The 26,897-nt window shown below is 38.6% G+C and carries 32 protein-coding genes; 29 read left to right on the forward strand and 3 right to left on the reverse strand.

Features of this window, described 5'->3' with window-relative positions; genetic code table 11:
- The first annotated feature begins 24 nt into the window (after nucleotides 1-24).
- The 5 genes from ccmA to AC59HZ_RS02345 are packed head-to-tail and all read left to right on the forward strand — an operon-like array spanning nucleotide 25 to nucleotide 2,853.
- Nucleotides 25-729 (forward strand): heme ABC exporter ATP-binding protein CcmA, encoded by a 705-nt coding sequence (gene ccmA, locus AC59HZ_RS02325; protein WP_496544285.1) that lies wholly within the window; start codon nucleotides 25-27, stop codon nucleotides 727-729.
- On the forward strand, nucleotides 726-1,406 hold the full coding sequence (locus AC59HZ_RS02330; RefSeq protein WP_496544286.1) for a heme exporter protein CcmB: 681 nt from the start codon (nucleotides 726-728) through the stop codon (nucleotides 1,404-1,406). The genes ccmA and AC59HZ_RS02330 overlap by 4 nt, the downstream gene beginning before the upstream one ends.
- 3 nt (nucleotides 1,407-1,409) lie before the next feature.
- The gene (locus tag AC59HZ_RS02335) at nucleotides 1,410-2,171 is read left to right on the forward strand and encodes a cytochrome c biogenesis protein (protein ID WP_496544287.1); all 762 of its coding nucleotides are present in this window, start codon (nucleotides 1,410-1,412) and stop codon (nucleotides 2,169-2,171) included.
- A gap of 12 nt (nucleotides 2,172-2,183) precedes the next feature.
- On the forward strand, nucleotides 2,184-2,315 hold the full coding sequence (locus AC59HZ_RS02340) for a CcmD family protein (protein ID WP_430071824.1): 132 nt from the start codon (nucleotides 2,184-2,186) through the stop codon (nucleotides 2,313-2,315).
- Nucleotides 2,316-2,343: 28 nt separating this feature from the next.
- Complete coding sequence (locus tag AC59HZ_RS02345) at nucleotides 2,344-2,853, forward strand: TlpA family protein disulfide reductase (RefSeq protein ID WP_496544288.1); 510 nt, start codon at nucleotides 2,344-2,346, stop codon at nucleotides 2,851-2,853.
- Between the two features lie 141 nt (nucleotides 2,854-2,994).
- Here AC59HZ_RS02345 and AC59HZ_RS02350 read toward each other — a convergent pair whose 3' ends face one another.
- Entirely contained in the window at nucleotides 2,995-3,660 is a 666-nt protein-coding gene (locus tag AC59HZ_RS02350) for an SIMPL domain-containing protein (protein ID WP_496544289.1), read from the reverse strand.
- A 174-nt stretch (nucleotides 3,661-3,834) separates the two neighbouring features.
- On the opposite strand from AC59HZ_RS02350, the gene spoIIIAA reads away from it, so the two are divergent.
- The 22 genes from spoIIIAA (at nucleotide 3,835) to spo0A (ending at nucleotide 23,367) form a co-directional block, all read left to right on the forward strand.
- Complete coding sequence (gene spoIIIAA, locus AC59HZ_RS02355; protein ID WP_496544290.1) at nucleotides 3,835-4,758, forward strand: stage III sporulation protein AA; 924 nt, start codon at nucleotides 3,835-3,837, stop codon at nucleotides 4,756-4,758.
- On the forward strand, nucleotides 4,759-5,274 hold the full coding sequence (gene spoIIIAB, locus AC59HZ_RS02360) for a stage III sporulation protein SpoIIIAB (RefSeq protein WP_430072356.1): 516 nt from the start codon (nucleotides 4,759-4,761) through the stop codon (nucleotides 5,272-5,274).
- 11 nt (nucleotides 5,275-5,285) lie between these two features.
- Nucleotides 5,286-5,489 carry a stage III sporulation protein AC gene (gene spoIIIAC / locus AC59HZ_RS02365; RefSeq protein WP_007084610.1) on the forward strand — a complete coding sequence of 68 codons (204 nt, stop codon included), beginning with the start codon at nucleotides 5,286-5,288 and terminating at the stop codon, nucleotides 5,487-5,489.
- Between the two features lie 16 nt (nucleotides 5,490-5,505).
- Nucleotides 5,506-5,895 (forward strand): stage III sporulation protein AD, encoded by a 390-nt coding sequence (spoIIIAD, locus tag AC59HZ_RS02370; RefSeq protein ID WP_289985496.1) that lies wholly within the window; start codon nucleotides 5,506-5,508, stop codon nucleotides 5,893-5,895.
- A gap of 13 nt (nucleotides 5,896-5,908) precedes the next feature.
- Nucleotides 5,909-7,108: a stage III sporulation protein AE gene (gene spoIIIAE, locus AC59HZ_RS02375; RefSeq protein ID WP_496544291.1), complete on the forward strand. Its 1,200-nt coding sequence runs from the start codon at nucleotides 5,909-5,911 to the stop codon at nucleotides 7,106-7,108.
- Nucleotides 7,109-7,123: 15 nt separating this feature from the next.
- Nucleotides 7,124-7,753, forward strand: coding sequence for a stage III sporulation protein AF (gene spoIIIAF / locus AC59HZ_RS02380; RefSeq protein ID WP_496544292.1), 630 nt, complete (start codon nucleotides 7,124-7,126; stop codon nucleotides 7,751-7,753).
- Nucleotides 7,746-8,396, forward strand: a complete 651-nt coding sequence (gene spoIIIAG, locus AC59HZ_RS02385) for a stage III sporulation protein AG (protein WP_496544293.1) — start codon at nucleotides 7,746-7,748, stop codon at nucleotides 8,394-8,396. Before spoIIIAF ends, spoIIIAG begins: the two co-directional genes overlap by 8 nt.
- A gap of 16 nt (nucleotides 8,397-8,412) precedes the next feature.
- Entirely contained in the window at nucleotides 8,413-8,973 is a 561-nt protein-coding gene (locus AC59HZ_RS02390) for a SpoIIIAH-like family protein (protein ID WP_496544294.1), read from the forward strand.
- A gap of 270 nt (nucleotides 8,974-9,243) precedes the next feature.
- Nucleotides 9,244-9,753 (forward strand): acetyl-CoA carboxylase biotin carboxyl carrier protein, encoded by a 510-nt coding sequence (accB, locus tag AC59HZ_RS02395; RefSeq protein ID WP_496544295.1) that lies wholly within the window; start codon nucleotides 9,244-9,246, stop codon nucleotides 9,751-9,753.
- 14 nt (nucleotides 9,754-9,767) lie between these two features.
- Nucleotides 9,768-11,123: an acetyl-CoA carboxylase biotin carboxylase subunit gene (accC, locus tag AC59HZ_RS02400; RefSeq protein ID WP_496544296.1), complete on the forward strand. Its 1,356-nt coding sequence runs from the start codon at nucleotides 9,768-9,770 to the stop codon at nucleotides 11,121-11,123.
- A gap of 18 nt (nucleotides 11,124-11,141) precedes the next feature.
- On the forward strand, nucleotides 11,142-11,549 hold the full coding sequence (locus tag AC59HZ_RS02405) for an Asp23/Gls24 family envelope stress response protein (RefSeq protein WP_430072335.1): 408 nt from the start codon (nucleotides 11,142-11,144) through the stop codon (nucleotides 11,547-11,549).
- A 212-nt stretch (nucleotides 11,550-11,761) separates the two neighbouring features.
- Entirely contained in the window at nucleotides 11,762-12,160 is a 399-nt protein-coding gene (nusB, locus tag AC59HZ_RS02410; RefSeq protein ID WP_496544297.1) for a transcription antitermination factor NusB, read from the forward strand.
- A gap of 38 nt (nucleotides 12,161-12,198) precedes the next feature.
- Nucleotides 12,199-13,056: a bifunctional methylenetetrahydrofolate dehydrogenase/methenyltetrahydrofolate cyclohydrolase FolD gene (folD, locus tag AC59HZ_RS02415; protein ID WP_496544298.1), complete on the forward strand. Its 858-nt coding sequence runs from the start codon at nucleotides 12,199-12,201 to the stop codon at nucleotides 13,054-13,056.
- Between the two features lie 66 nt (nucleotides 13,057-13,122).
- Nucleotides 13,123-14,481, forward strand: a complete 1,359-nt coding sequence (gene xseA, locus AC59HZ_RS02420; RefSeq protein ID WP_496544299.1) for an exodeoxyribonuclease VII large subunit — start codon at nucleotides 13,123-13,125, stop codon at nucleotides 14,479-14,481.
- Nucleotides 14,471-14,704 (forward strand): exodeoxyribonuclease VII small subunit, encoded by a 234-nt coding sequence (locus AC59HZ_RS02425; RefSeq protein ID WP_335715157.1) that lies wholly within the window; start codon nucleotides 14,471-14,473, stop codon nucleotides 14,702-14,704. Before xseA ends, AC59HZ_RS02425 begins: the two co-directional genes overlap by 11 nt.
- Nucleotides 14,705-14,706: 2 nt before the next feature.
- Nucleotides 14,707-15,600, forward strand: coding sequence for a polyprenyl synthetase family protein (locus AC59HZ_RS02430; protein ID WP_496544300.1), 894 nt, complete (start codon nucleotides 14,707-14,709; stop codon nucleotides 15,598-15,600).
- Between the two features lie 240 nt (nucleotides 15,601-15,840).
- Nucleotides 15,841-17,736: a 1-deoxy-D-xylulose-5-phosphate synthase gene (gene dxs / locus AC59HZ_RS02435; protein ID WP_496544301.1), complete on the forward strand. Its 1,896-nt coding sequence runs from the start codon at nucleotides 15,841-15,843 to the stop codon at nucleotides 17,734-17,736.
- A 3-nt stretch (nucleotides 17,737-17,739) separates the two neighbouring features.
- The gene (locus tag AC59HZ_RS02440; RefSeq protein WP_496544302.1) at nucleotides 17,740-18,570 is read left to right on the forward strand and encodes a TlyA family RNA methyltransferase; all 831 of its coding nucleotides are present in this window, start codon (nucleotides 17,740-17,742) and stop codon (nucleotides 18,568-18,570) included.
- 151 nt (nucleotides 18,571-18,721) lie between these two features.
- Nucleotides 18,722-19,171: a transcriptional regulator AhrC/ArgR gene (gene ahrC / locus AC59HZ_RS02445; RefSeq protein WP_223591477.1), complete on the forward strand. Its 450-nt coding sequence runs from the start codon at nucleotides 18,722-18,724 to the stop codon at nucleotides 19,169-19,171.
- 15 nt (nucleotides 19,172-19,186) lie between these two features.
- Nucleotides 19,187-20,875, forward strand: coding sequence for a DNA repair protein RecN (recN, locus tag AC59HZ_RS02450; protein ID WP_496544303.1), 1,689 nt, complete (start codon nucleotides 19,187-19,189; stop codon nucleotides 20,873-20,875).
- A gap of 122 nt (nucleotides 20,876-20,997) precedes the next feature.
- Nucleotides 20,998-22,287, forward strand: a complete 1,290-nt coding sequence (gene spoIVB, locus AC59HZ_RS02455; RefSeq protein ID WP_496544304.1) for a SpoIVB peptidase — start codon at nucleotides 20,998-21,000, stop codon at nucleotides 22,285-22,287.
- A gap of 285 nt (nucleotides 22,288-22,572) precedes the next feature.
- Entirely contained in the window at nucleotides 22,573-23,367 is a 795-nt protein-coding gene (gene spo0A / locus AC59HZ_RS02460; protein WP_496544305.1) for a sporulation transcription factor Spo0A, read from the forward strand.
- A gap of 74 nt (nucleotides 23,368-23,441) precedes the next feature.
- Here the strand turns inward: spo0A and AC59HZ_RS02465 are convergent, their stop codons facing one another.
- Nucleotides 23,442-23,582 carry a YycC family protein gene (locus AC59HZ_RS02465; protein ID WP_430072305.1) on the reverse strand — a complete coding sequence of 47 codons (141 nt, stop codon included), beginning with the start codon at nucleotides 23,580-23,582 and terminating at the stop codon, nucleotides 23,442-23,444.
- Nucleotides 23,583-23,621: 39 nt separating this feature from the next.
- Here AC59HZ_RS02465 and AC59HZ_RS02470 point away from each other — a divergent pair, with 39 nt between their 5' ends.
- Entirely contained in the window at nucleotides 23,622-24,350 is a 729-nt protein-coding gene (locus AC59HZ_RS02470) for a glycerophosphodiester phosphodiesterase (protein WP_496544306.1), read from the forward strand.
- A 13-nt stretch (nucleotides 24,351-24,363) separates the two neighbouring features.
- Here the strand turns inward: AC59HZ_RS02470 and AC59HZ_RS02475 are convergent, their stop codons facing one another.
- A complete protein-coding gene (locus tag AC59HZ_RS02475) occupies nucleotides 24,364-24,597 on the reverse strand; it encodes a DUF2627 domain-containing protein (protein ID WP_496544307.1) in 234 nt (77 codons plus the stop codon).
- 222 nt (nucleotides 24,598-24,819) lie between these two features.
- Here AC59HZ_RS02475 and AC59HZ_RS02480 point away from each other — a divergent pair, with 222 nt between their 5' ends.
- Entirely contained in the window at nucleotides 24,820-26,895 is a 2,076-nt protein-coding gene (locus AC59HZ_RS02480; RefSeq protein ID WP_496544308.1) for a sigma-54 interaction domain-containing protein, read from the forward strand.
- The last annotated feature ends 2 nt before the right edge of the window (nucleotides 26,896-26,897 follow it).

Below are 26,897 nucleotides of genomic sequence, written 5' to 3' on the forward strand. Positions count from 1 at the left end.
AGCTGGCAGGGGGAGGGAACTCGAATGATAGATATAAAGAATCTGACGAAGCAAGCTGATAATAAGCTAATCTTACGAGGTGTAGACCTCCAGGTAAAAGAAGGGGAAACGGTAGCCATCCTTGGACCAAATGGTGCTGGTAAAAGTACCTTACTAAAGGTGATGGCAACTCTAATTAAACCGACGTCAGGTACTGTCAGAATAAATGGTTTAGATCTTAAAAAGAACCATATTGAAATTAAAAGGTTAATAGGATATTTACCCCATTCCAGTTTGCTATATGATCATTACTCTCCATTAGAAAATCTTGTATTCTTCGGAAATGTATATCGGATGAAGGATGTAGAACAAAGAGCGATGAAACTTGTGAAGGACGTTGGGCTATCCTTTTTCTTAAATGAACCGGTTAAGAACTTTTCTCGGGGAATGATCCAAAGAATTGCCATTGCAAGGGCAATTGTCCATGACCCTGAGATTCTCCTTTTGGATGAGCCCCATACCGGTTTGGATCAAGTCGCTATATCAATCTTAAATAATGTTATTCTTTCGATGAAAGAAAATGGCGCGACCACATTAATGGTTACTCACGATTTCAAACAGGCAGCTGAAATTTGTGACCGAATTGTCATTGTGAGAAACGGAAAAATTGTCGATGATTTTAAAATCGAGAATCGTAATATAGACCTTATTTCAGAAAAATATGAAATGCAGGTGGAGGGAGTATCATGAATTTATTTCGAACAGCTCTCCTTCTTGCCAAAAAGGATTTATATTCAGAACTTAAAACAAAACAAATTTTAGTTACCCAAATTATCTTTGCAGGACTTGTTATTGTTGTATTCAGTTTTGCTTTTGATCCTGCAAATAACACAACTAAAGCAGTTATTCCAGGAGTCATCTGGGTCATTATTGTGTTTGCAGGAATATTAGGACTAAATCGGTCATTTATAGCGGAACAGCGAAATGATACCATGCAGGGTTTATTGGTTGCACCAATGGAGGCTGCGAGTATTTATTTGGGGAAATTCCTCGCAAATTTCTCTATGATTCTTGTAGTCGAACTTGTTGCTATACCGTTTTTATTCTTATTATTTGATTTTAAGTTTTTTGGCAGCCTTCCGTATTTTATTTTAGTCATTTTCTTAGGGAGTTTTGGGTTTATCGCCATTGGGACGTTTTTAGCAGCTCTCGCTGCCAATTCAAAAAGCAGTGAAATGCTGCTGCCTTTATTGTTATTTCCCATTACAACTCCAATCTTAATTGGTGTTGTTCAGGCAACGAAAATTATTTTAACTAATATGGAAAAACTCCCTAGTGCAATAGCATGGATTCAATTGGTATCTGCTTACGATGTGATTTTCTTTGTAGTTTGTTTCTTATTAATCGATTATGTGCTGGAGGTTTAAGTGATGAGTATAAATCTCGAACGAGAAAAAGCGGTGCTTCCTGATTCCCGCCTGACTGACACTAGAGGAGAAAATCTAACGAAAGTTTTGTTTGGCGCATCCGTCATTTCTATGCTAGTTTCCCTTTATTTTATCTTTATTTTTGCAGCCGAAGAAACAACCATGCGTGCTGCACAAAAAATATTTTATTTCCATGTGAGTTCTGCATGGCTTGCATTTCTAGCCTTTTTTGTAACCTTTGTGTTTAGTATTTTGTTTTTAATCAAACGGAAAAGAATATTTGATACGTATGCGTATGTTTCTGCAGAAATTGGTGTAGTCTTCACCATCATCGTATTAACAACAGGTCCGATCTGGGCTAGGTCCGCCTGGAATACTTGGTGGGTATGGGAACCACGCTTGATTACGACGTTAATTCTTTTCTTTATTTACGTTGCCTATATTATGATTCGTCAAATGGATGGTGTTTGGGATAAGAAGGCTCGTCTTGCTTCGGTTTTTGGCATCATTGGGTTTGCTGACGTTCCAATTGTGTTCTTCGCAATTCGCTGGTGGCAGACAAAATTCCATCCAATTGTGTTTGGTGAAGGGCCGTCTCAAAAGGGCGGCGGTATTGAGGATACGATGTTAGTCGCACTGCTTGTTACCATCACGGCCTTTACGATTCTTTATTCTTATCTTCTTCATAAAGGTGTTTCGTTTGAAAATATGAAAACTAAAGTGGATCAGTATAAAGAAAAATTAAGAGAAACATTAGATAAATAGGAGGAATGAATCATGAATTATGAATATATGTTAGGTGCGTATTCCGTTGCTTGGGTGGTCATTTTTAGTTATATGTTTATCATTGGAAAAAGGCATGACAAGCTTAAGAAGGAAATCGAATTCTTAAAGCAGCTTGATAAATAAATGTTGAACTGCGTCAGGAGGAAGTCCGATGAACAAGCAAGTTGGCAAATTGCTCGTAATGATTCTTATCGTAGGAATGTTTGGCTTTTTTGGTTATAGTTTAGTAACGAAGGGCAAACATACAGATGTTGGAGATAAGGCTTATAATTTCGAACTGCCAAATTTGGACGGCAGCAAAACGAAACTTACAGATTATAAGGGCGAAGTGGTTATATTGAATTATTTTGCCAGCTGGTGTGCACCTTGTAAGGAAGAATTCCCAGAGCTGGCGGCCTTTCAAAAAGATTATGGCAATAAGTATCCGTTAATCATGATAAACCGCGGAGAAACAATGGATAGAATCAATAAGGTTACCAAAAAAAATCAAGAGGGAATGACCTATTTATTTGATTATAATGCTAAAGTTTCCAAATTATATAATGTTACGGGGCAGCCTGAAACATTTGTTATTGATAAACAGGGAATTATTAGAGAACATTATAATGGTCCGGTAACCGAAATGCAGTTATATAATTGGGTTAAGAAATATGACAAATAATAAAAAAGGATTGAACCATTTAGCCATGGCTCAATCCTTTTTTAATGGAAAGTATAAATTTCGAATTCGAGAACTGTCCAGCTTCAGCGCCTAGCCCCTCGAGGTTGCTTGTCGGGGCTGACCAAGGCGCTTACGCTTTTCTTATGTGTAATGAAATTCGGCCAATATATTGGCCTTTACAATAATTTGTCCCGGTTCAATTTGAGTAGAAGCAATGCCTTTAACCATTGTTTCAGGCTGATAGGAAAAAGGTTGGACTGAGGTTCCTCCCTCAACGACTAAGCTTGGAGTTTGTATTAATGTCACATTTAATGAACTGGCAATTGTACTCGCTTTTTGATGAGCATTGGCCAGAGCTAGCTTAAGGGCTTGCTGGTAGTAAGCATCTTTGTTTTTTACCTTAAATTGAACATTAGAGACATAATTAACACCGTTTTGGACAGCTGTATCCACTGTATTCCCTATTTTCGATAAATCGTCTATCTTCACTTGGAGGATATGAGTGATTTTATATCCGCGGAATATTTGTTTTCCCTGTTCGTAATCATAATCTGATTCTATACGGTAATCGAAGGTTTGGATCTGATTTTTGTTGATACCTTGTGATACTAAAGCATTGATTACCTTTGTAGATTTTTGAGAATTTAGCTGCTGAGCGGTTAGTAGTTCCTTTCCTTCCGTTATAACACCTAAGTTTACCGAAGCTGAGTCCGGTTGTACCGCTAATTCTCCTTCCCCATTCACTTTGATTAAAGATTTCCTAACTCTTGGAAATCCGTTACGAATCGATGGCTGGTAATGGTACACATATCTCCCCTCCCAAGTGCTTTTCTCTTTCCTATAAAATACGACACCCTTTAATAAATGTTCCACTTAGCAATAGACTCAAAACATATTTTGACAGATTTGAAAGTCATAATGTGCCTTAGCAGGCATACATTTTAAATAATGAGACAGGCATTGAAGAGGAGGAAGCTTTTTGTGGAAACGATCCTAAACTTTTTACCTAAAAATATCGCCGGCCTAATCAAACAAATCCCCTCTGATCAAAAAGAAGAATTGGAAGAAATACGGATTCGCATCAATCGGCCGATTGAAATAACGATGAAGGGTGCACCAAAATTCCTTTCATATATCATTCAGCCTGATGATGCCTTCCATCTAATGAATAAAATTAGTCAATTCTCCATCTATACGCTTGAAGAGGAACTTAAACGAGGGTATATAACCGTTTCCGGCGGCCACAGAATAGGTCTTGCCGGCAAAGTTATTCTCGAAGACGGAAAGGTTAAGGCCATCAGAGATATTGCTTCTTTTAACATTCGGATCGCTAGAGAAAAGATTGGGATTGCAGACCCAATGATTCCGTATCTGTTTAACGGAAGCTGGATGCACACCATGATTATCGGTCCACCTCAAACGGGAAAAACCACCTTGCTTCGTGATATTGCAAGAATAATCTCTGCAGGGCATAGAGCTAAATGCATCGAGGCAAAGAAGGCAGGTATAGTGGATGAACGCAGTGAAATTGCCGGATGTGTGAATGGAGTGCCTCAACTGACCTTTGGCAACCGGGTAGACGTATTAGATGCTTGTCCAAAGGCAGAAGGGATGATGATGATGATTCGCTCGATGAGTCCGGAAGTCCTCATTGTGGATGAAATTGGCAGGAAAGAAGATGCTGAAGCCATACAGGAGGCTGTTCATGCGGGAATAAAACTCATAATGACCACGCATGGGACGAGCTTGGAGGAATTAAGGAGCAGACCTTCCCTAAGGGAAATTCTTGATCAAAAAATTTTCGAGCGGTTTGTTGTTCTCAGTCGAAAAAGTGGTCCTGGTACCATTACCCATATATTAGATGAAACAGGAAAAGACATGAAACAAAAAGTGAGTGTGACATAAATGGTTAAGCTTATTGGAGCCATCTTTATAATCGTTGCGACCACTGTCATTGGATTTGAGGCGGCCAGGCATTTTAGTGAAAGGCCCAAGCAGCTTCGTGCCTTAAGGTCTGCTCTTCAATCTCTTGAGGCTGAAATTATGTACAGCCATACACCATTACATGAAGCAGCAAGAAGATTAGCCGTTCAGCTATCAAAGCCACTGTCTTCTTTCTTTGATAGCTTTGCCAAGAAATTAACGGATACCGAAACAACGGTAAAAGAGGCTTGGGAAACTAGCTTAATAGAGATATGGAAGTCAACCGCTTTAAAGCAGGGAGAATTTGAAATTATGAAGCAATTTGGGGAAACCCTCGGCCGTCATGATCGCTTTTCCCAACAGAAGCATATATTGCTGACTCTTTCCCATTTGGAAAGAGAAGAAGCTGACGCGATTCAAGCACAAGCCAAATACGAAAAAATGGTAAAGAGTCTCGGGTTCTTATCGGGATTATTACTGATCATTTTATTATTTTAGGGGGAAAAGCAATGGGCTTAGAAGTGGATATTATTTTTAAAATAGCCGGTGTGGGGATAGTCGTTGCATTTTTGCATACAGTTCTTGATCAGGTTGGAAAAAAGGAATATGCACAATGGGTTACCCTGTTTGGGTTTATTTACATTTTATTTCAGGTCGCTTCGATAGTCGATGATCTCTTCCAGAAAATAAAATCAGTATTTTTGTTTCAATAGAAAGGGGGGCTCTGCCATTGAAATCATAAAAATTATCGGCGTAGCTCTTGTTGCAACCTTTCTAGCTTTAATTGTAAAGGAACAGAAACCTAATTTTGCCTTCCTTTTAATCGTCTTTGTCGGTTGTACCATTTTTCTTTTTTTAGTAGATAAAATTTATGAAATTATTCATATGCTTGAAAAATTGGCCGTCAATGCAAAGGTAAATTTGGTATATGTAGAAACCATATTAAAAATAATTGGCATTGCCTATATTGCTGAATTTGCTACGCAAATCACCAAGGATGCTGGACAAGGAGCGCTGGCATCGAAGATTGAATTAGCAGGAAAAATTATCATACTTGCCATGGCGATACCGATTCTGACGGTGCTCATCGAAACCATAATCAAACTAATTCCGAGCTAATGAGGTGTAAAAATTGAAGGCTAGGCTGCAGATTATTCCCATTATCATTCTCTTATTCTTCTTTTTATTTATTCCAAGTGTCCAAGCTGCCGAAGAATCTAAAGACCCAGCTGCCCCAATATCACCTCAGACATTGGTTGACGAACAGCTAAAATCCTTGGATTTAACAGAGCTTAAACAATATTGGGAGGATATTTCCAATAAATATGGCGGATTCCTGCCAGAAAGCCAAAAGGGAAGCTTGTATGATTTTGTAAGTGGTGAAAAAAAGTTCTCTTTTAAACAATGGGGGCAGGGAGTACTAAAGTTTGCCTTTCATGAATTTGTTGCAAACGGTAAATTACTTGGATCCTTAATCATGCTGACCATTTTTAGCATGTTTCTTCAATCCATGCAAAATGCGTTTGAACAAAGTGCCATAAGCAAGGTTGCTTACTCTATCGTTTATATGGTGCTGGTCATACTCGCCTTAAACAGCTTTCATATTGCCATTAATTACACAAATGAAGCGATCGGGACAATGATTTCCTTTATACTAGCGCTCGTCCCATTGCTGCTTGCATTAATTGCTACGTCTGGCGGACTTGTTTCAGCGGCCTTTTTCCATCCAGTTATTCTTTTCTTAATGAATATGAGCGGAGTATTCATGCAATATATTATTCTGCCGCTCCTTTTTTTAGCCACCTTGCTCAGCATCGTCAGTACAATGTCGGAACAATATAAGGTGTCACAATTGGCGGCCTTATTAAGAAACTGGAGCATCGGGTTAATGGGGCTGTTTTTAACCGTATTTCTTGGCGTCATCTCTGTACAAGGTGCATCAGCAGCAGTAACGGATGGAGTAACAATAAGAACGGCTAAATTCGTAACAGGGAATTTTATTCCTGTTATCGGCAGAATGTTCACGGACGCAACAGATACGGTCGTTAGTGCGTCCGTACTGTTAAAAAATACGGTTGGCATTGCGGGTGTAGCCATCCTATTAATCATTGTTGCCTTTCCGGCTATTAAAATCTTAATGATTGCCTTTATATATAAGTTTGCTGCCGCAATCCTGCAGCCATTAGGGGGAGGGCCGGTCATAAAATGTCTGGATATTATCAGCAGAAGCGTGATATACGTCTTCGCCGCCCTTGGCATTGTATCCCTTATGTTCTTTTTAAGTATTACTGTCATTGTCGCGGCCGGAAATTTAACGATGATGATGAGATAGGAGGGAATCCCAGCAATGGACTTTTTAAAAGAATGGGTAACAAATATTATTCTTTTTATCCTTTTAGCAACAGTAATCGATTTGCTCCTTCCAAATTCAAGTATGCAAAAATATACGAAGATGGTAACCGGATTGCTGTTAATCGCCATTATTTTAACCCCAATCTTCAAATTAATCTCTAAGGACTTCGAATCAGCTCTTGGTTCTCTCCCTTCATATCAAGCCCCTGGAGAAAAAAATATGAAAAATTTAATAGATTTAAAGAAAAAAGAAATACAAGCCTCCCAACATGCATATATTTTAGAAGAAATGGCTGTCCGACTGAAAAAGGACGTTAAGGAGGAGTTGATGGAACAATACGGATTGGAGATAGCAAATATCGATATCGCCATAAACGAAGAAAGTGATCTAGCATTCCCTGAAAACCTCCAAAAGGTTATGGTTCTTCTGAAACAGCCAGAAACAAAAGTGAAGACAGTCGAAGCGATTAAACAAATAGAAATTAATACAGAAACACCTCTTCCATCAAAAAAATCAACAGAAGAAACAGAGCAAATAGCCGCATTTCTATCGCAAAAATGGAATGTAAAAGAAAAAACAGTTGAAGTTTCGATTGAAGGGGGGATCAATAAAAAGAATGGATAATAATAAAGGACCATTATCAACCTTGAAAAAATGGCTCAAACTTGATGGAAAATCCGAAAAAAAACCGGGGAAATATCAATATATGCTTCTTGTCCTTTGTATTGGTGCAGCCTTTATGCTTGTAGGCAATGTCATCTTTAAAACGGACTCCAATTCTTCTGCTGTACCTGCTACAACGAATGATAAGGGCCAATCAAATGATGTTCCTGCATTTGGAATCAAAAAGAGCTCTGGTAATAAAGCGATAGCTGAATATGAAGAAAAATACGAAAATCAGCTAAAGAAAGCACTTCAGGAAATGTTAGGCGTTGACGATGTCACCGTTGTTGTAAATATTGATTCAACAGATAAAAAGGTGCTAGAAAAAAATAATGTTTCAAAAACACAAACCACCGACGAAACAGATCGTGATGGCGGCCAGCGAAAAGTTCAGGAAACCTCCTCAGATGAACAGCTCGTGATTATCAGGAACGGAGATAAAGAGGTTCCGATTGTTGTAGAAACAAAGAAACCTGACATTCGGGGAGTCTTGGTGGTTGCAAAGGGGGCAGATAATATTCAAGTGAAAAAATGGATTGTCGAGGCAGTAACGCGTGTCTTAGGAGTTCCGAGCCATAGAGTTGCTGTTATGCCTAAAAAATAAAAGGGGGATTTTAATAATGCTATTGAAAAAACAAACGGTTTGGTTATTAACAATGTTAAGCTTAGTAGTCGTTCTATCGGTGTATTACATTACTTCACCAGAACAAAAGGGCAATGACCTCGCGGCAGTGCAACAAAATCCTAAAGACCAAATGGACCAAAAACAGTCAAAAACTAAAACCCAGGCTAAGGATGGAAAAACAGTTGTTTCTTCCTTTGCAGGGGATGCGGCCTTTGAAGAATTGCGTATGAAGCTTGAAGATGCACGAAGTGAGGAGAAAGAAAAGTTAACAGCAACCCTTGCATCTACTGACCTAACTCCTGACGAACGGAGTAAAGCAAAGGATCAAATGGATAAATTGACGCAAACAGCGCAACAAGAAGAAATTCTTGAAACCCTAATTAAAGCAATGGGCTATGATGATGTCCTTGTCAGAGCTAATGGTGAAAAAGTAAACGTAACCGTTAAATCCAAGAAGAAACATAGTGCTTCTGAGGCCAATAAAATTATTAAAGAAGTGAAAAAAGAAATTGGTGATACTAATTTCGTAGCTGTAACCTTCCAGCCAGCTAAATAGCTTGCAAAAAAAACTTTCCTCAGGCTGTCGAATAACTCTCGGCAGCCTCTTATTTTATTTGTTTAAACAGGCCCATTCGCAGGGACAATCAATGACTTTCCTTTTTAAATGGTTTAATTTAGCTTTTTTAGGAGAAAATAATATTTTGAATTGAATCAATCTCTTAATAATTCGCCTGTCATCAGGTATAGATTATTGAACTTTTATGAGGTATTATCGTATAGTATTAGTAGTAAGTCCTAATTAATGGAGTACAAGGGGTGTTACATAATGTTAAAAGTACAAGAAATTCGGGAATTGATTAAATTAGTTGACCAGTCCAGCATTGATGAATTTGTATATGAACTTGACGGTTCTAAAATTAAAATGAAAAAGAACGGAGCTCAAGTGGTAACGGCTGTACAACCAATTCCACAAGCTGCAGCTCAAGTGGCGGCTGCACCTGTTCAACCAATCCCAGTTGCACCTGCTGCGGCAGTAGAGGTAGTAAAGCAGGAATCAGCAAAAGTGGAAGCAACTTCTCAAGCTGATACAGCAAATTTACACAAGATCACTTCGCCGATGGTTGGAACTTTCTATGCGTCACCAACTCCAGATGCTGATGCTTATGTTAAGGCAGGTACAAAGGTATCCAAGGATTCCATTGTTTGTATCGTAGAAGCGATGAAATTATTTAACGAAATTGAAGCAGAAGTAAATGGAGAAATTGTTGAAGTTCTTGCCAAGAATGGCCAATTAGTAGAATACGGACAGCCTTTATTTTTAGTAAAGCCTGAATAAGGAGCGATAACAGGATGATTAAAAAACTGTTAATTGCAAACAGAGGAGAAATTGCAGTTAGGATTATCAGAGCCTGCCGAGAAATGGGAATTGAATCAGTTGCCGTATTTTCTGAAGCAGACCGCGAAGCATTACATGTACAGCTTGCCGATGAAGCCTACTGTATTGGACCAACTTCATCAAAAGACAGTTATTTAAACGTTACCAATATTATTAGCGTTGCAAAGCTAACCGCTTGTGATGCCATACATCCAGGATATGGTTTCTTAGCTGAGAACGCTGATTTTGCAGAGTTATGCAGAGAATGCAATATCACCTTTGTTGGACCAAGTCCAGAGGCCATTAACAAGATGGGAACCAAGGATATTGCAAGGGAAACGATGCGGGAAGCAGGCGTCCCAATTGTTCCAGGGTCAACGGGCATCATTAATAATATTGATGAAGCACTTGAGCTTGTAAAAAAGATTGAATATCCCGTTATCATTAAAGCAACAGCCGGCGGAGGCGGTAAAGGTATCCGCGTTGCTAAAAATGAACAGGAATTAATTAAAGGAATCAATATTACTCAGCAGGAAGCATTAACAGCATTCGGGAATCCAGGTGTTTATATTGAAAAATATATCGAGGATTTCCGCCATGTTGAGATACAGGTGCTAGCTGATAATTATGGAAACACGATCCATTTAGGAGAACGTGATTGTTCCATCCAACGCAGACTTCAAAAACTTCTCGAAGAAACTCCTTCACCTGCATTAGATGGCGAAATTCGCACAGAAATGGGAAATGCAGCTGTTAAAGCGGCGAAAGCAGTTGATTATTCAGGTGCCGGCACGGTAGAATTTATTTATGACTATCGTAATCGAAAGTTTTATTTTATGGAGATGAACACTAGGATTCAGGTGGAGCACCCTGTTACCGAAATGGTCACAGGAATCGACCTTATTAAAGAACAAATTCGTGTTGCAAATGGTGAAAAGCTTTCCTTAAAACAACAAGATGTCACCTTCACAGGCTGGGCAATTGAATGTCGGATTAATGCAGAGAATCCGGAGAAGAATTTTCTCCCTTCTGCTGGGAAAATCAAAATGTACTTACCGCCAGGCGGTTTGGGTGTTCGGATTGATTCAGCAGCGTACCCAGGATATACAATTCCACCATACTACGATTCGATGATTGCGAAAGTTATCACATATGGAAGCAGCAGGGAAGAGGCAATTTCAAGAATGAAGCGCGCTTTAAGTGAATTTGTGGTGGAGGGAATTCAAACAACCATTCCGTTTCATTTAAAACTGCTTGAGCATGAAAAATTCGTAGAAGGCCAGTTTAATACGAAATTCTTAGAATTGCATGATGTGATGAAATCAGTCTAAAATCTGGAGGTGTTTTTGATGAGCGAATTCAGCATCTTGGAAATGGAACAAGGTAATAACGGCCTTGGGAAAATTGAGATTGCTCCTGAAGTAATTGAAGTTATTGCAGGTATTGCCGCATCCGAGGTGGATGGTGTTGCAGGCATGCGCGGAAATTTTGCAACAGGTGTAGTTGAGCGCCTTGGGAAGAAAAACCATGGTAAAGGCGTGAAAGTGGAGCTAACCGAATCAGGAATAAAAGTAGACGTCTATTGTTTAATGAAATTTGGCGTTTCTATTCCAACGGTTGCTGGGAAAGTCCAAGATAATATTCGTCAGGCGCTGCTTAATATGACGGCATTGGATGCGGAAGAGGTTAACATTCATGTTGTTGGCATCCAATTTGAAACCCAAAAAATCGAGCCTGAAATTGATTCAGAAGTATAAAATGAAAACCAAAGGAGCCAATTCCTTTGGTTTTTTCCTTTTTTTAAAATAAAAGCGGTTGCAAATTAGAAAATTGTCTTTGTAAATGTGCGAATCGTTTTTAGTTATGCTATTATCATTTTATGTGTAAGGTTTCACGATTACCTTAATACTATATCTTGTATATAAAATAGACAAATTTACTTAATATCCCTAAAGGAGTTAAAGGTATAATGAAAAGAAGAACAGCCAGGGAAAAAGCGTTGCAGGCGCTTTTTCAAGTCGATGTAAGCAATACTGAACCAGGATCAGCTATTGAACATGTTTTGGAAGGAGAGGAAGGCGACGAATATCTATCAAAGCTTGTTTTAGGTGTGGTTGAGCACAAAGATGAAATTGACAAATTAATTATCGAAAACCTTGAAAAATGGTCTATGGACCGGCTGGCAACAGTTGATCGAAACTTACTAAGAATTGCAGTGTGTGAACTAAAATTTTATCGTTCTGAAGTACCAGAAAAAGTTATTTTAGATGAGGCCATTGAAATCGCAAAAATTTTCGGAGATGACCAATCAAGCAAATTTATTAACGGTGTTCTTTCAAAGGTAAAAGAAAAAATTCTTAATGATTAATTGATTGGGTTTTCTCTAGGGTTAGGGAGAGAAGGAAAATGACCGCTGAAATTATTAATGGAAAAGAAATTGCTGCAAAGAAACGATTAGAAATTGCTGTAGAGGTTCAAAAACTTAAAAGTCAAGGAGTCACCCCAGGATTATCCGTTATTCTTGTTGGAAATAACGATGCTTCCCGGACATATGTTAAGAGCAAACAAAAAACATGTGAAGAGCTTGGGATGTACTCCCTTTTGATTACGATGCCAGAGGCAGTTTCTGAAGAGGAACTTTTGTCAAAAATTGAAGAGTTGAACGCAGATCCATCCATCCATGGAATATTAGTCCAACTGCCACTCCCAAAACATATTGATGAAACAAGGGTAATTGAGTCGATTTCTCCGTTAAAAGATGTTGATGGCTTTCATCCGATTAATATTGGCAGAATGATGACTGGACAGAATGCTTTTCTACCATGTACTCCTTACGGTATTTTGGTACTTCTTGAAGAAACAGGTATCCAGGTAGAAGGAAAGCATGTGGTTGTTGTTGGAAGAAGTAATATTGTGGGCAAGCCGGTAGGACAACTTCTTCTTAATAAAAATGCAACAGTAACGTATTGTCACTCCAAAACAGAAAATTTAGCAGTACATACAAGGCAGGCAGATATTTTAATTGCTGCTGTGGGAATTCCGAATTTTATCAAAGCTGACCATGTAAAAGAAGGCGCGGTAGTCATCGATGTCGGAATAAATCGCAATGAGGCAGGTAAGCTCTGTGGTGATGTTGCTTTTGATGATGTTAGCGAAAAAGCCGGCTATATTACTCCAGTTCCAAAGGGAGTTGGCCCGATGACGATTACTATGCTTATGTACAATACCTTAAAATCGGCTTCTGAAAGTATCGGAGGGTTTTAAGCAGGATCTTGTCCTTATCATCGATAAGGACAGTTTTATTCTCTAGGTTAAATAAAAGGAGCGGCCATGCAGGAACAACCATATTTATCTGTGAATGCTTTAACCAAATACATAAAAAGAAAATTTGATGCGGACCCACATTTACGTGATATCCATGTAAGAGGGGAAATTTCGAACTTTAAACAGCATTCGAGTGGACATATGTATTTTACCTTAAAAGACGAAAAAGCCCGCATACTAGCCGTTATGTTCTCCGGTCATTCAAGGTTTATGAAGTTTTCGCCTGAAAACGGAATGAAAGTGATTGTCAAAGGTGACATCACTGTATATGAACCAGGTGGTCAATATCAAATTTATATAAAAGAAATGCAGCCGGACGGAATTGGAGAATTATTTTTGGCATTTGAGCAATTAAAACAACGGCTTGAAGCAGAAGGCTTATTTGCTTTGGAAACCAAAAAAGCCCTTCCGTTATTTCCTAAAACTGTAGGAATCATCACATCTCCAACCGGGGCAGCGATAAGGGATGTTATTACCACAATTAAAAGGCGGTATCCCATTGCTAATATCCTTGTTTTCCCTGCACTTGTGCAAGGTGAGAACGCTGCCCCGTCAATTGCCAGGCAAATTGAAAGAGCAAATACTATGAAAGAAATTGATGTATTGATTGTCGGCCGCGGCGGTGGATCAATTGAGGAGTTGTGGGCGTTTAACGAGGAACTTGTAGCCCGAGCGATCCATCAATCGCAGATTCCAATTATTTCAGCCGTCGGACACGAAACCGATTTCACGATTGCCGATTTTGTGGCTGATCTAAGGGCGCCAACTCCAACGGGTGCCGCTGAACTTGCTGTTCCCCATATTGAGGAATTAATGGATAGGGTTCTGCAGCGCCAAACACGGCTGATTAGGGCGATGCAGGAAAAATTTCGGTTTGAAAAGGAACGATTAAGCAGAGTACAAAAATCGTATGCTTTCCGTTATCCTCATCGTTTATATGAACAAAAATTGGAGCAGGTCGATAAGCTAACTGAACTGCTTGTACGTGGAAGTTCTCGCTTGGCTTCGATTAAAAAGGGACAGCATGACCTTCTTCATAAACGTTTGCAGAGGAATCACCCGAGCGAGGCCTTAGCTGCAGCCAAAAAAAGTTTTGACCGTACACAAAAAGACATGAACCGTGCAATGCACAAAATATTATCCAAAAAACAAACAGATTTTGATCGACTAGTATCAACTTTACAGGCATTAAGTCCGTTGAAAATAATGGAACGCGGTTACAGTTTAGCTTATTCAGCAGAAAATCGTCTGGTCAAAAGTGTCAGCCAGGTAAAAGTGAATGAACAGGTACAGATTCAATTAACAGATGGCAGTCTTTACTGTAAAGTGGAGAACATAAAGGAGAGCGAAAAAAGTGCCGAATGAAAATAAATTATCATTTGAAGAGGCAATGACGAAGCTCGAACAAATCGTCGATAAACTTGAAGAAGGTGATGTTCCTTTAGAGGAAGCGATTATCTTCTATAAAGAAGGTATGGAATTATCCAAACTTTGTCATGATAAATTAAAAAGCGTAGAAGAACAGCTGACGCAAATCATTACGGAGGATGGACGCACGGAGAATTTTTCCGTTGCTGAGGAGGAATAGACTTGGAAGCCGGTTTACTTCATACATTTTCACAAGATTATAAGCAGCTCCTTGAGAATAAACTTAAATCTCTGGTTGAAGAGCTCGATGCACCCTCTATCATCAAAGAATCAATGATCTATTCCCTTGAAGCAGGAGGAAAAAGAATTCGTCCCTTATTATTATTCGCAACATTGGATGCGTTTGGAATGGACCCAAACCAAGGACTTTTTGCTGCAGCTGCAATTGAAATGATACATACTTACTCCTTAATCCATGATGACCTGCCAAGTATGGATAATGACGATCTTCGAAGGGGGAAGCCAACCAATCATAAAGTGTTTGGAGACGCCATCGCAATTCTGGCTGGGGATGCATTACTAACCTATAGTTTTGAGGTTGTTGGTAAAATGCCAAATGAATATGCCACCCCTGAGACAAAGCTAAAGTTAATGATAGAAATGGCAAAGGCTGCAGGAACGGAAGGAATGGTAGGCGGTCAAGTAGCAGATATGGAAGGAGAGGGGAAAGCCCTTTCCCTAGCGGAATTAGAATATATCCATATTCATAAAACTGGGAAACTGTTGAAATATAGTGTTTTAGCCGGAGCGATTATCGCTGGTGCCAATCAAAGTCAACTAGAAAATTTATCAGCATTTGCCCATCATCTTGGTCTTGCTTTTCAAATTCAGGATGATATCCTTGATGTGGTTGGAAATGAACATTTAATTGGAAAGCCAGTTGGAAGTGACAACACAAATCAAAAAAGCACTTACCCGCTATTGTTATCTCTAGATGGGGCTAAAGATGCTTTACAAAGGCAAATAAAACTGGCAGAGGAACATTTGGAAAAGACAGGTTTAGATACGGAATTACTGTTGGAATTAACGGAATTAGTTGCTTCGAGAGACCATTAAGATTGGCTATTTGAGGCAATGAAATAAGTGTGTTATAATTGTTTTCAATGTAGAAAACGTTGTCAATGCCGTTATCACTTTCGTGTTAGCGGCTTTTTTTAGAAGGCTATGATAAATGGAATGGTTGATTTTTTAAAACTGTTGATTGGAGCGGAAATCGAAGCGCCTGGAGCGCAAATCAACAACCAAGTTTACCAGAACCTTTTAGTATGAAAAAGTATGAAAGTGAGTGGTCCAAACATGGATCTATTATCAATAAAAGACCCATCCTTTTTAAAAAGGATGTCAAACAAACAACTGGAGGCTTTAAGTCAGGAAATTCGCCAATTCTTGATTGAAAAGTTATCTGTAACTGGAGGCCATATTGGACCTAATTTAGGTGTAGTAGAATTAACAATTGCCTTACATAAATGCTTTGAAAGCCCAACTGATAAAATTATTTGGGATGTGGGCCATCAATCCTATGTCCATAAAATTTTAACGGGAAGAGCTTGTGAGTTCGATACTTTAAGACAGTTCAAAGGCCTTTGCGGCTTTCCAAAACGAATTGAGAGTGAACATGACGTATGGGAAACAGGACATAGTTCAACATCTCTTTCTGCTGCTATGGGAATGGCGATTGCAAGAGATTTAAAAAAGGAAAAGTCATTCGTTGTTCCTGTAATTGGTGATGGTGCCTTAACCGGAGGTATGGCTTTAGAAGCTTTGAATCATATTGGTCACGAGAAAAAAGATATGATTGTGATTTTAAACGATAATGAAATGTCAATTGCACCGAATGTAGGTGCCCTGCATAATATCCTTGGTCAATTACGTACAGCAGGAAAATACCAATGGGTGAAAGATGAGTTAGAAGTGTTATTAAAGAAGGTCCCTGCTGTTGGTGGGAAACTGGCTGCAACGGCAGAGAGAGTAAAAGACAGCCTAAAATATTTATTTGTTTCTGGCATGTTTTTTGAAGAACTTGGATTTACATATTTAGGTCCAATTGATGGCCATAACTTTGATGACTTATTTGAAAACCTTAGCTATGCGAAAAAGACAGAAGGCCCAGTACTCCTTCATGTGATTACGAAAAAGGGTAAAGGATATCAACCTGCTGAAACCGATAAGACCGGTACATGGCACGGTACGGGTCCATATAAGATGGACACTGGTGCTTTTGTTAAACCTGATAAAAAGCAGCCGCCAGCCTGGAGCAGCCTAATAAGTGAGACGGTTCGAAGGCTTGCACGTGAGGATGAACGTATTGTCGCTATAACCCCGGCGATGCCGGTAGGTTCCAAGCTTGAAGGTTTTGCCAGTGAGTTTCCTGACCGAATGTATGATGTAGGAATCGCGGAACAGCATGCTGCAACAGTTGCTGCAGGATTAGCTACTCAAAACATGAAACCTTTTTTAGCCATTTATTCAACGTTTCTGCAACGGGCTTATGATCAAGTGGTTCATGATATCTGTCGGCAAAATTTAAATGTGTTTATCGGAATTGATCGAGCTGGCTTGGTGGGTGCTGATGGTGAAACACATCAAGGTGTATTTGATATTGCCTTTTTACGGCATGTCCCTAACATTGTGTTAATGATGCCAAAGGATGAAAATGAAGGGCAGCATATGGTCTATACGGCCTTGAAATATGATGATGGTCCAATTGCCTTAAGATTTCCCCGCGGAAATGGGCTGGGTGTGCCATTGGATACGGATTTGCACAATATTCCGATTGGTACATGGGAAGTACTCAAAGAGGGGGAAGATGCTGCGATCTTAACCTTTGGAACTACTATTCCAATGGCACTAGAAGCGGCACAGCGACTTGAGAAGCAAGGGATTTCTGTAAAAATCGTTAATGCCCGTTTTATTAAACCTTTGGATGAAAAGATGTTAAATATCCTCTTAGGAAAAAATATGCCAATCCTTACGATTGAAGAAGCAGTGCTTCAAGGTGGATTTGGAAGTGCTGTTCTTGAGTTTGCCCAGACAAATGGCTATTATCATTCGCAAATAGACAGAATAGGAATTCCCGATCAATTTATTGAGCATGGTGACGTAGGCGCACTCCTTGATGAAATTGGCCTGACAACAGAGGAAGTAGTTAAACGAATTACCATTCTTGCACGAAAAAAACAACAAAGGGCTTAAATAATGAAAAATAAAGAACGTTTAGATGTTTTACTTGTGGAACGGGGATTGATTGAAACCCGTGAAAAGGCTAAAAGGGCGATAATGGCTGGTTTGGTTTATACAAAAGAAGAGCGCTTAGATAAGCCAGGTGAAAAAGTTAAAACGGATATCCCACTTAATATTAAAGGCAATATGCTGCCATATGTCAGCCGAGGAGGATTAAAGCTCGAAAAGGCATTAAAATCCTTTGAGGTGAATATCCAGGATAAGGTTCTGTTAGACATTGGAGCTTCGACCGGAGGTTTTACGGATTGTGCCCTGCAAAATGGGGCTAAATTGTCGTATGCTCTTGATGTTGGCTACAATCAGCTTGCATGGAAGCTGCGCCAAGATGATAGAGTCGTTGTCATGGAAAGAACAAATTTTCGCTATGTTACACCCGCTGATTTGAACGGAGAAATGCCGAATTTTGCCTCCATCGATGTTTCCTTTATTTCATTAACTTTAATTTTGCCTGTACTTAAAACGCTCTTAGTACCAGGAAGTGACATAATTGCCCTTATTAAGCCACAATTTGAGGCGGGCAGAGAGCAAGTAGGAAAAAAGGGTATTGTAAGGGATGAAAAAGTTCACCTTCAAGTGATTGATAAAATTATTCATTTTTCTATTCAACAAGGGTTTACTATTACGAACTTATCTTATTCACCAATTACCGGCGGAGATGGGAATATTGAGTTCCTTCTTCACCTTAAATGGGAAGGCGAAAGAGAGACGGGAGCAAACCTATTGCCGGTTTTGCCAGCTGATGTGGTTAAGGAAGCACATAGAGAATTTCATACAAAGCAAGAATAACAGGGGTAGGTTCGCTTACCCTTTTTTTGTATTTCATTGCATATTTATTAAGAAAAAAATGTACAAGTATATAAAAATGGGCTAACATATGAGTAGAAGCGACAAAATAGAACAAAATACTCAGTTGTTTTAACGACCACGAGGTGAAAGTATGAATAAAGGACAACGACATATAAAGATAAGAGAAATTATTGCCACCAATGATATTGAAACACAGGATGATTTAGTCGATGAACTTAAAAATGCAGGTTATAATGTGACTCAGGCCACCGTCTCCCGGGATATTAAAGAGTTACACCTTGTAAAAGTGCCATTAAGTGATGGGCGCTATAAATACAGCTTACCGGCTGACCAGCGGTTTAATCCTTTGCAAAAACTAAAAAGGTCATTAATAGACGCATTTGTTCGAATAGATTCCGCAGGACATTTACTTGTCATGAAATGTCTGCCGGGAAATGCTATGGCTATTGGTGCTCTCATCGATAACTTGGATTGGGACGAAATATTAGGAACCATATGCGGTGATGATACGATGCTTATTATTTGCCGGACACCAGAAGATACAGAAGTGATTACCAATAGGTTCCTTGACATGCTTTAATTGGGGGAGAGTTCCTTGTTAGCAGAATTATCAATCAAAAATTTCGCGATTATTGAAAACTTAACAATTTCTTTTAAAAAAGGTTTAACCGTATTAACAGGAGAAACAGGTGCTGGAAAATCAATTATCATTGATGCCATTCATCTCCTCGTTGGCGGAAGGGGATCGGCGGAATTTGTCCGCCATGGAGAAGAAAAGGCAGAAATAGAGGGATTATTCCAAATTGATGATCCACAACATCCAATAATATTTAAAGCTATGGAGTTCGGGATTGATATCGAAGAAGGGATGGTCGTTTTACGTCGTGATATTGCAAAGACTGGAAAAAGCGTATGCCGTATAAATGGAAAGCTCGTAACTATTTCTACACTTCGTGAAATTGGGGCTACACTAGTGGATATTCACGGACAACATGAACACCAAGAATTAATGGATGAATCTTGGCATTTACCGTTGCTGGATCAATTTGGTTCAGATGAAATCTTACCTTCACTAGAAGAATATCACGAAGTATTTCACCGGTATGAACAAACCAGGCAAAAGCTTAAATCTTTAAGTGATAATGATCAACAAACGGCCCATCGTCTGGATCTAATCTTATTTCAGTTTGATGAAATCCAAAAAGCAAATTTAAAGCCACAGGAAGATGAAGAATTATATATAGAAAAGAAGAAACTAGGGAATTTTGAAAAGGTATTTGCGTCTGTACAATCAAGCTACAACGGCTTAAACGGTGAACAGAAAGGACTGGATTGGATCAGTTTGGTCATGGGGCATCTTGAAGATGCAGCTTCTCTCGATAATGTCTACAAAGAAATTTTTGAATCGGTCTCAAATAGCTTTTACCAATTAGAGGACGCTGCCCGGTCGTTAAGAAATGAACTAGACGTATTAGAGTTCGACCCGCAAAGGTTAAATGAAATTGAAGATCGATTAAATGAAATCAACCAACTAAAACGTAAATACGGCAAAACCATTAATGAAATAGTGGAATATGCCGCTAAAATCGAAGAAGAGATTGAAACGTTGCAAAACAAAGAAACACATATTGGGGAGTTAGAAAAGGAATTGGCTTCCATCAAAAAGGATTTGAGCCTTGAAGCGAAGCAATTAACTGAACTCCGAAAAAAATGGGCAGAAAAGTTGACGAAATTAATACATAAGGAATTGAAAGAATTATACATGGCGAAAACCGTTTTTGAGATTCGCTTTGAGCCTGATATCGAGCATTTTTCCAAAACAGGTGTTGATCATGTCGAGTTTTATATCAGCACCAATCCGGGAGAACCGTTAAAACCATTATCAAAGGTTGCTTCTGGCGGAGAGTTATCACGAATTATGCTTGCATTAAAAAGTATTTTTTCTAAACATCAAGGCGTCACCTCCATTATTTTTGATGAGGTAGATACGGGTGTTAGCGGCAGAGTGGCCCAGGCAATTGCCGAAAAAATTTATAAAGTAGCATCTGATTCCCAGGTTTTATGTATTTCGCATTTGCCTCAAGTAGCGGCTATGGCTGATACACATTTATTTATTTCGAAGGTCATTAAAGGCGGAAGAACGAAAACCTCCGTCTCACCATTGAATATTGAAGAAAAAATAAAAGAAATCGGACGGATGATTTCTGGTGTGGAAATAACCGATTTAACGAAACAACATGCAGAGGAATTATTGCAATTAGCTGAAATAAATAAAAAAAATTGAAAAGCTATCCATTCTGGGTAGCTTTTTTATGTAGAACGAAGTTATAAATGATTGTCAAGGAGGCAAAATTATATATGTAGCCATTTCAGTTGTTGTAACTAGAAGCGAGGAGAGTGAAAAGTTTGAAGTTAGAGATAATTAGAAAAATTATTGGTGGAATTCTCCTTGTTTCATTAATTAGCTTTATTTTTTTTCAGCCATTGCAACAATATTTAAGTGTACCTAAAACAATCACTGTTTTTGAAGGACAAGATTATACGTTTCAAAAGGCTGTCCCGGTTTCAGCCTCTTTAGTATCTCACAATTCCACTATCACACTTGAACAGGAAAAACATTCAGTTTCGGTAAAGGCTTCAGAAAAAGGCAAAAATGAAATGCTTTTAGAATATGCCGGTATCCCCATTAAAAAGGTCGATGTACATGTCTTAAAGGATTTCCGTGTCATCCCAGGCGGTCAATCAATCGGTGTAAAATTGAATACTGTAGGAGTTTTGGTTGTCGGCCATCACTTAGTCAACACAACAAATGGAAAAAAGTCTCCAGGTGAAATTGCAGGAATTAAAGTTGGAGATATCATTACAGAAATCAATGGCAATAAAATTGAAAAAATGACAGATGTAGCGCCGTTTGTACAAGCTGCTGGACAGGATGGCAAAGCATTAGATATGATGATCAGCCGAGAAAGCGGCAAATTTAAGACTAAACTTACCCCATTAAAGGATAAAGAGGAAAATAGTTATAAGCTTGGCTTGTATATTAGAGATTCTGCTGCTGGAATTGGAACGATGACTTTTATCCATCCGCAATCCAAAAAATATGGTGCTCTTGGCCATGTTATTTCAGATATGGATACGAAAAAGCCGATTGTTGTAGAAGATGGTCAAATTGTAAGATCAACCGTAACATCAATTGAAAAAGGCAGTAATGGAGACCCGGGTGAAAAGCTAGCTCGTTTCTCTTCGGACCGAGAAATTGTCGGGAATATTACTAAGAATAGCCCATTTGGAATTTTTGGTGAATTAAATAAGGAGTTAAAAAATGGCGTGTTAGATAAACCACTGCCAATTGCTTTATCCCATCAAGTAAAAGAAGGACCAGCAAAAATATTAACAGTTGTAAACAATGACAAAGTTGAAGAATTCAATATCGAAATTGTCAGCACAATCCCGCAAAAGTTTCCGGCTACAAAAGGCATGGTCATAAAAGTAACCGACCCTAAGCTGCTTGAAAAAACGGGAGGAATCGTTCAAGGAATGAGCGGAAGTCCGATTATTCAGGATGGAAAGCTTGTCGGAGCAGTGACACATGTCTTTGTCAATGATCCAACCTCAGGTTATGGGGTCCATATTGAATGGATGCTAAATGAAGCTGGAATTAACATATATGATATGCCAAAAAATAAAGCGAGTTGATAATAGAGCAAAATAGGTAAATTTCCCTATTTTGCTTCTTCTCTTATATAAAGTTTTTTCGACAAATACCAGTTATTTTTTGGAAAAAACGCGATTTTCGTCGAAAAGATGAGGAAAACAAAGAAAAGATAAGATTATATCACTAATTTAAGAAATATTAAAAAAATGAGAGGATTTTTTGTTGCATTGTCGAATTTCTAATTTAGAATAGAATTAAGAGCTTACAGAGAATAAGGGATGAAATTGAAATAGAGATTAATGAGTCGAGTTAAGGAGGAACCGGAGTTGAAAAAAATAAAAGTATGTGTCGTTGATGACAATAGGGAACTAGTTGGATTATTAGAGGACTATATTTCGTCCCAGGATGATATGGAAGTAGTAGGTATTGCTCACAATGGTCAGGAATGTTTAGAAATGTTAAGTAATACAGATCCTGATGTTCTCGTTTTAGATATTATCATGCCGCATCTTGATGGTTTAGCGGTTTTAGGACGCCTTCGTGAACTGAAAAAAGGAGTTCTGCCAAATGTCATAATGCTGACTGCATTTGGTCAGGAGGATGTAACCAAAAAAGCGGTTGAACTTGGGGCCTCTTACTTTATTCTTAAACCGTTTGATATGGAGAATTTAGGCAGTCATATTAGACAAGTTAGCGGCAGCAGCAATTTATTTACAACACGTAAGACTCCGGCAACTAATTATCGATCCCAATCCGAACAAAAACCAAAAAATCTTGATGCCAGCATTACCAGCATTATCCACGAAATTGGAGTACCCGCCCATATTAAAGGTTATTTATACCTAAGAGAAGCGATTTCGATGGTTTATAACGATATCGAGCTGCTTGGCTCGATTACTAAAGTTCTATATCCAGACATCGCAAAGAAATACAACACTACAGCCAGCCGTGTAGAACGTGCAATCCGTCATGCGATTGAAGTAGCTTGGAGCCGTGGCAATATCGACTCCATTTCTTCGTTATTCGGATATACTGTCAGTATGTCAAAGGCAAAGCCAACGAACTCAGAATTTATCGCCATGGTTGCTGACAAACTTCGCTTAGAGCATAAGGCTTCTTGAAAGGAAGAGTAAATTAAATTAAATTAAAAAGCCTTCATTTTAGAGGAATGAGGGCTTTTTTTTGCTTTTAATTGTTAATTATTCTTTTCCTTTTCTAATTCCATTAGCTTTTGAATGAGAATATGTTGTGGCATGTGCATAAGCTGTTCAAGAGGAATATTTAATTTTTGTGCAAGCTTAAGGGCGGTATCAGGTGATAATTGTAATGGTTTCATTTGGAATCCTCCATATTTATAATTGGGATGTGAAAAAAATTGACACAAATTTTCGCGCACCGTGGTTACTCTGCTTTATTTGCTGAAAATACAATGGGTGCTTTTAATGAAGCAGAAAAAGCAGGTGCAGACGGTCTAGAACTTGATGTTCAATTAACAAAAGACGGCGAAATTGTCGTCATCCATGATGAAAAAGTCGATCGAACAACGACCGGAAAAGGTTTTGTTAAGGATTTTTTATATAAAGATATTAGAAAATTAAACGCCAATAAAAAAGGTATTAAAAAGGAAGCGATTCCTTCTTTAGCGGAAGTGCTAGAATGGCTTAAAACGAACAAACTTATTTGTAATATTGAGTTAAAAAATGGCCTGATTCCCTATGAAGGCATGGAAGAAAAGGTTATTAATCTGGTTCGTAGGCATGGTTTATCGGATAGGATTATCATTTCATCGTTTAATCACTATAGTATTGTCCAAAGTTATCGTTTAGCTCCAGAAATTGAAACGGCCCCGCTGTTTATTGAAGCAATCTATATGCCGTGGATTTACGCTCAAGCCATAAGGGCAAAAGGGATTCATCCAAGGCATTCTTCCATGTCAGATAATATAATAATCAATACAATGGAAAATGGGATAGCAGTAAGGCCCTATACTGTTAATATGGATGCTGATATGCACAGATTCTTTAATATTAATTGTACCGCATTTATTACCGATGACCCAGTAAAAGCTTTACGGATAAGAAAACAATATGAAAAGAGACCATAACTGGCCTCTTTTTTCATTTTTTAAATTTTGTTTGAACCTTATTTCTTTTTCGATCACGATGGAGGATGAATCCGGCAACAAATCCAAGACCACCAATGAAAAAGACTAATCCAACGAGAAATTGAAGCCATAATTGAGGAAATGGTGCTTGAAGAATCCCGAAGGTCATATCTCGCATCAATTTTATTCCAACTGCAGCCAAAATACCAGGGATCAATACTATGATAAGGGCAATAATCCTGCTCATGAATGAAATCCTTCCAATTTGTAATTTATTTAGGCGCTTTTCGTATCTCTCCGAAAATAGCCTTTATTAATAAGCACATCTAGATTATAACTCATGAAAATATTATTACATAGACGAAATTTGTCAAGATAAGTATTTAGCTATAAAATAGATACTGAAAAAAGTTGCATATTTTTCCTGTGTTGGAATGAAAAGATTTTCTTTAAATGAAAGGGTGGGAAAATGCAAAAGGTCATGATTGTAGGAGCCGGTAAGGGCGGTACAGCAATCTTGAAAATTTTAAAAGAATCAGAAATGCTAAACCTTCATGCCGTTGTTGATCGAAATTTGGATGCACCAGGTATACTAATGGCACAAGAAGAAGGTATTAAAACAGGGACACATTGGCAGTCTTTTCTCAAAGAAAACATCGATATTATTATTGAAGTTACAGGCAACGATGCTGTTTTTCAAGAAATACGGGACACAAAAAATAAAAAAACAGTTTTAATTCCAGGCAGTGTTGCCTTCCTCGTGGCTAGGCTTATGGAAGAAAAAGAAGAGCTCATCGAAAAGCACCAGAATGAATCCTATCAGCAGGAATTAATTTTTAATGCTGCAAATGATGGTATGGTTGTTATTGATAAAATTGGAAAGGTCATTTTATTTAATAGACGGGCAGAAGAAATAATGGGGGTCAAGAGAGATGAGGCAATTGGGAAATTTGTCGTCGAAGTTATCCCGCATAGCCGTCTGCCGCATATCCTTGAAACTAGAAGGATTGAGTCTAACCAAGAAATGATCTTAGGGAATGGTAAAAAAATTATTACCACACGTATTCCGATTATCGAAGAAAATGGAACCTTAATTGGGGCTTTCGCTGTTTTTAAAGACATTACAGAGGTTGTAAATCTTGCTGAAGAAATCACGGATCTAAAAGAAATCCAAACGATGCTGCAAGCTATAATCCACTCAAGTGATGATGCGATTTCTGTTGTGGATGAAAATGGCCGGGGCCTCCTGATCAACCCTGCATATACCCGAATTACTGGGCTTACACAAGAACAGGTTATCGGCCAGCCGGCAACCACAGATATATCTGAAGGTGAAAGTATGCACATGAAGGTGCTGCAAACCAGAAGGGCAGTTCGTGGAGTGGCGATGCGAGTGGGTCCGAACAAAAAAGAAGTAATCGTTAATGTAGCGCCCATAATCGTCAAGGGGAAATTAAAGGGCAGTGTCGGGGTTATACATGATATGTCTGAAATGAAATCGCTCAGCAGGGAATTAAGCCGTGCTAGACAGTTGATTCGTAAGCTGGAGGCAAAATACACATTTGAGGATATCATCGGAAAATCGGACGAAATGACCTTGGCAATTGAACAGGCAAAGCTTGGAGCCAAAACTCCTGCAACAGTCCTTCTTCGCGGTGAGTCTGGAACGGGAAAAGAGTTGTTTGCCCATGCCATACATAATGCAAGCGATCGTAAATATAACAAATTTATCCGTGTTAATTGTGCTGCAATAGCGGAGTCCTTGCTAGAAAGCGAATTGTTCGGCTACGAAGAAGGAGCATTTTCTGGTGCAATAAGAGGAGGAAAGACAGGCTTTTTTGAGGAAGCAAATAATGGGAGCATATTTCTCGATGAGATCGGCGAACTTTCTGCCAATACTCAGGCAAAACTCCTTAGGGTATTACAGGAAAATGAAATCATCCGAGTGGGTGGAACAAAGCCAATTACCATCAATGTAAGGATTATAGCTGCGACAAATGTCAATTTAGAAAAGGGTATTGCTAAAGGAACGTTTAGGGAAGACTTATATTATCGTTTAAATCGTATGCCGATCCACATTCCTCCGTTAAGAAAACGCAAAGATGAAATTCCGTTATTATGTGAAAGGTTGATTCAAAAAATTAATCGAGATTACGGACGAAATGTAGAAGGAATTACCCAAGCTGCCTTGCTGCAGTTGATGGGGTATGATTGGCCTGGAAATGTAAGAGAATTGGAAAATATTTTGGGCAGAGCGATTATTTTTATGAATTATTATGAAACCTTAATCGACGTCCATCACTTGCCTGAATTAAAAAATAAAAAATTAGGACATGAAATAAATTCAACAAACGAAAGTGAGTCCTTTACATTAGATCGTTCACTTTCTGAAATGATGGAAGAATATGAAGCGAATATTATTCAGCAAACTCTAACTAGATTAAAGGGCAATAAAACATTAACAGCTAAAACTCTTGGTTTGTCTGTAAGGAATTTATATTATAAGCTGGAAAAATATAATCTTGAAAAAAATATCATGCAATAAAT

Source organism: Neobacillus sp. DZ-9 (assembly GCF_059587065.1).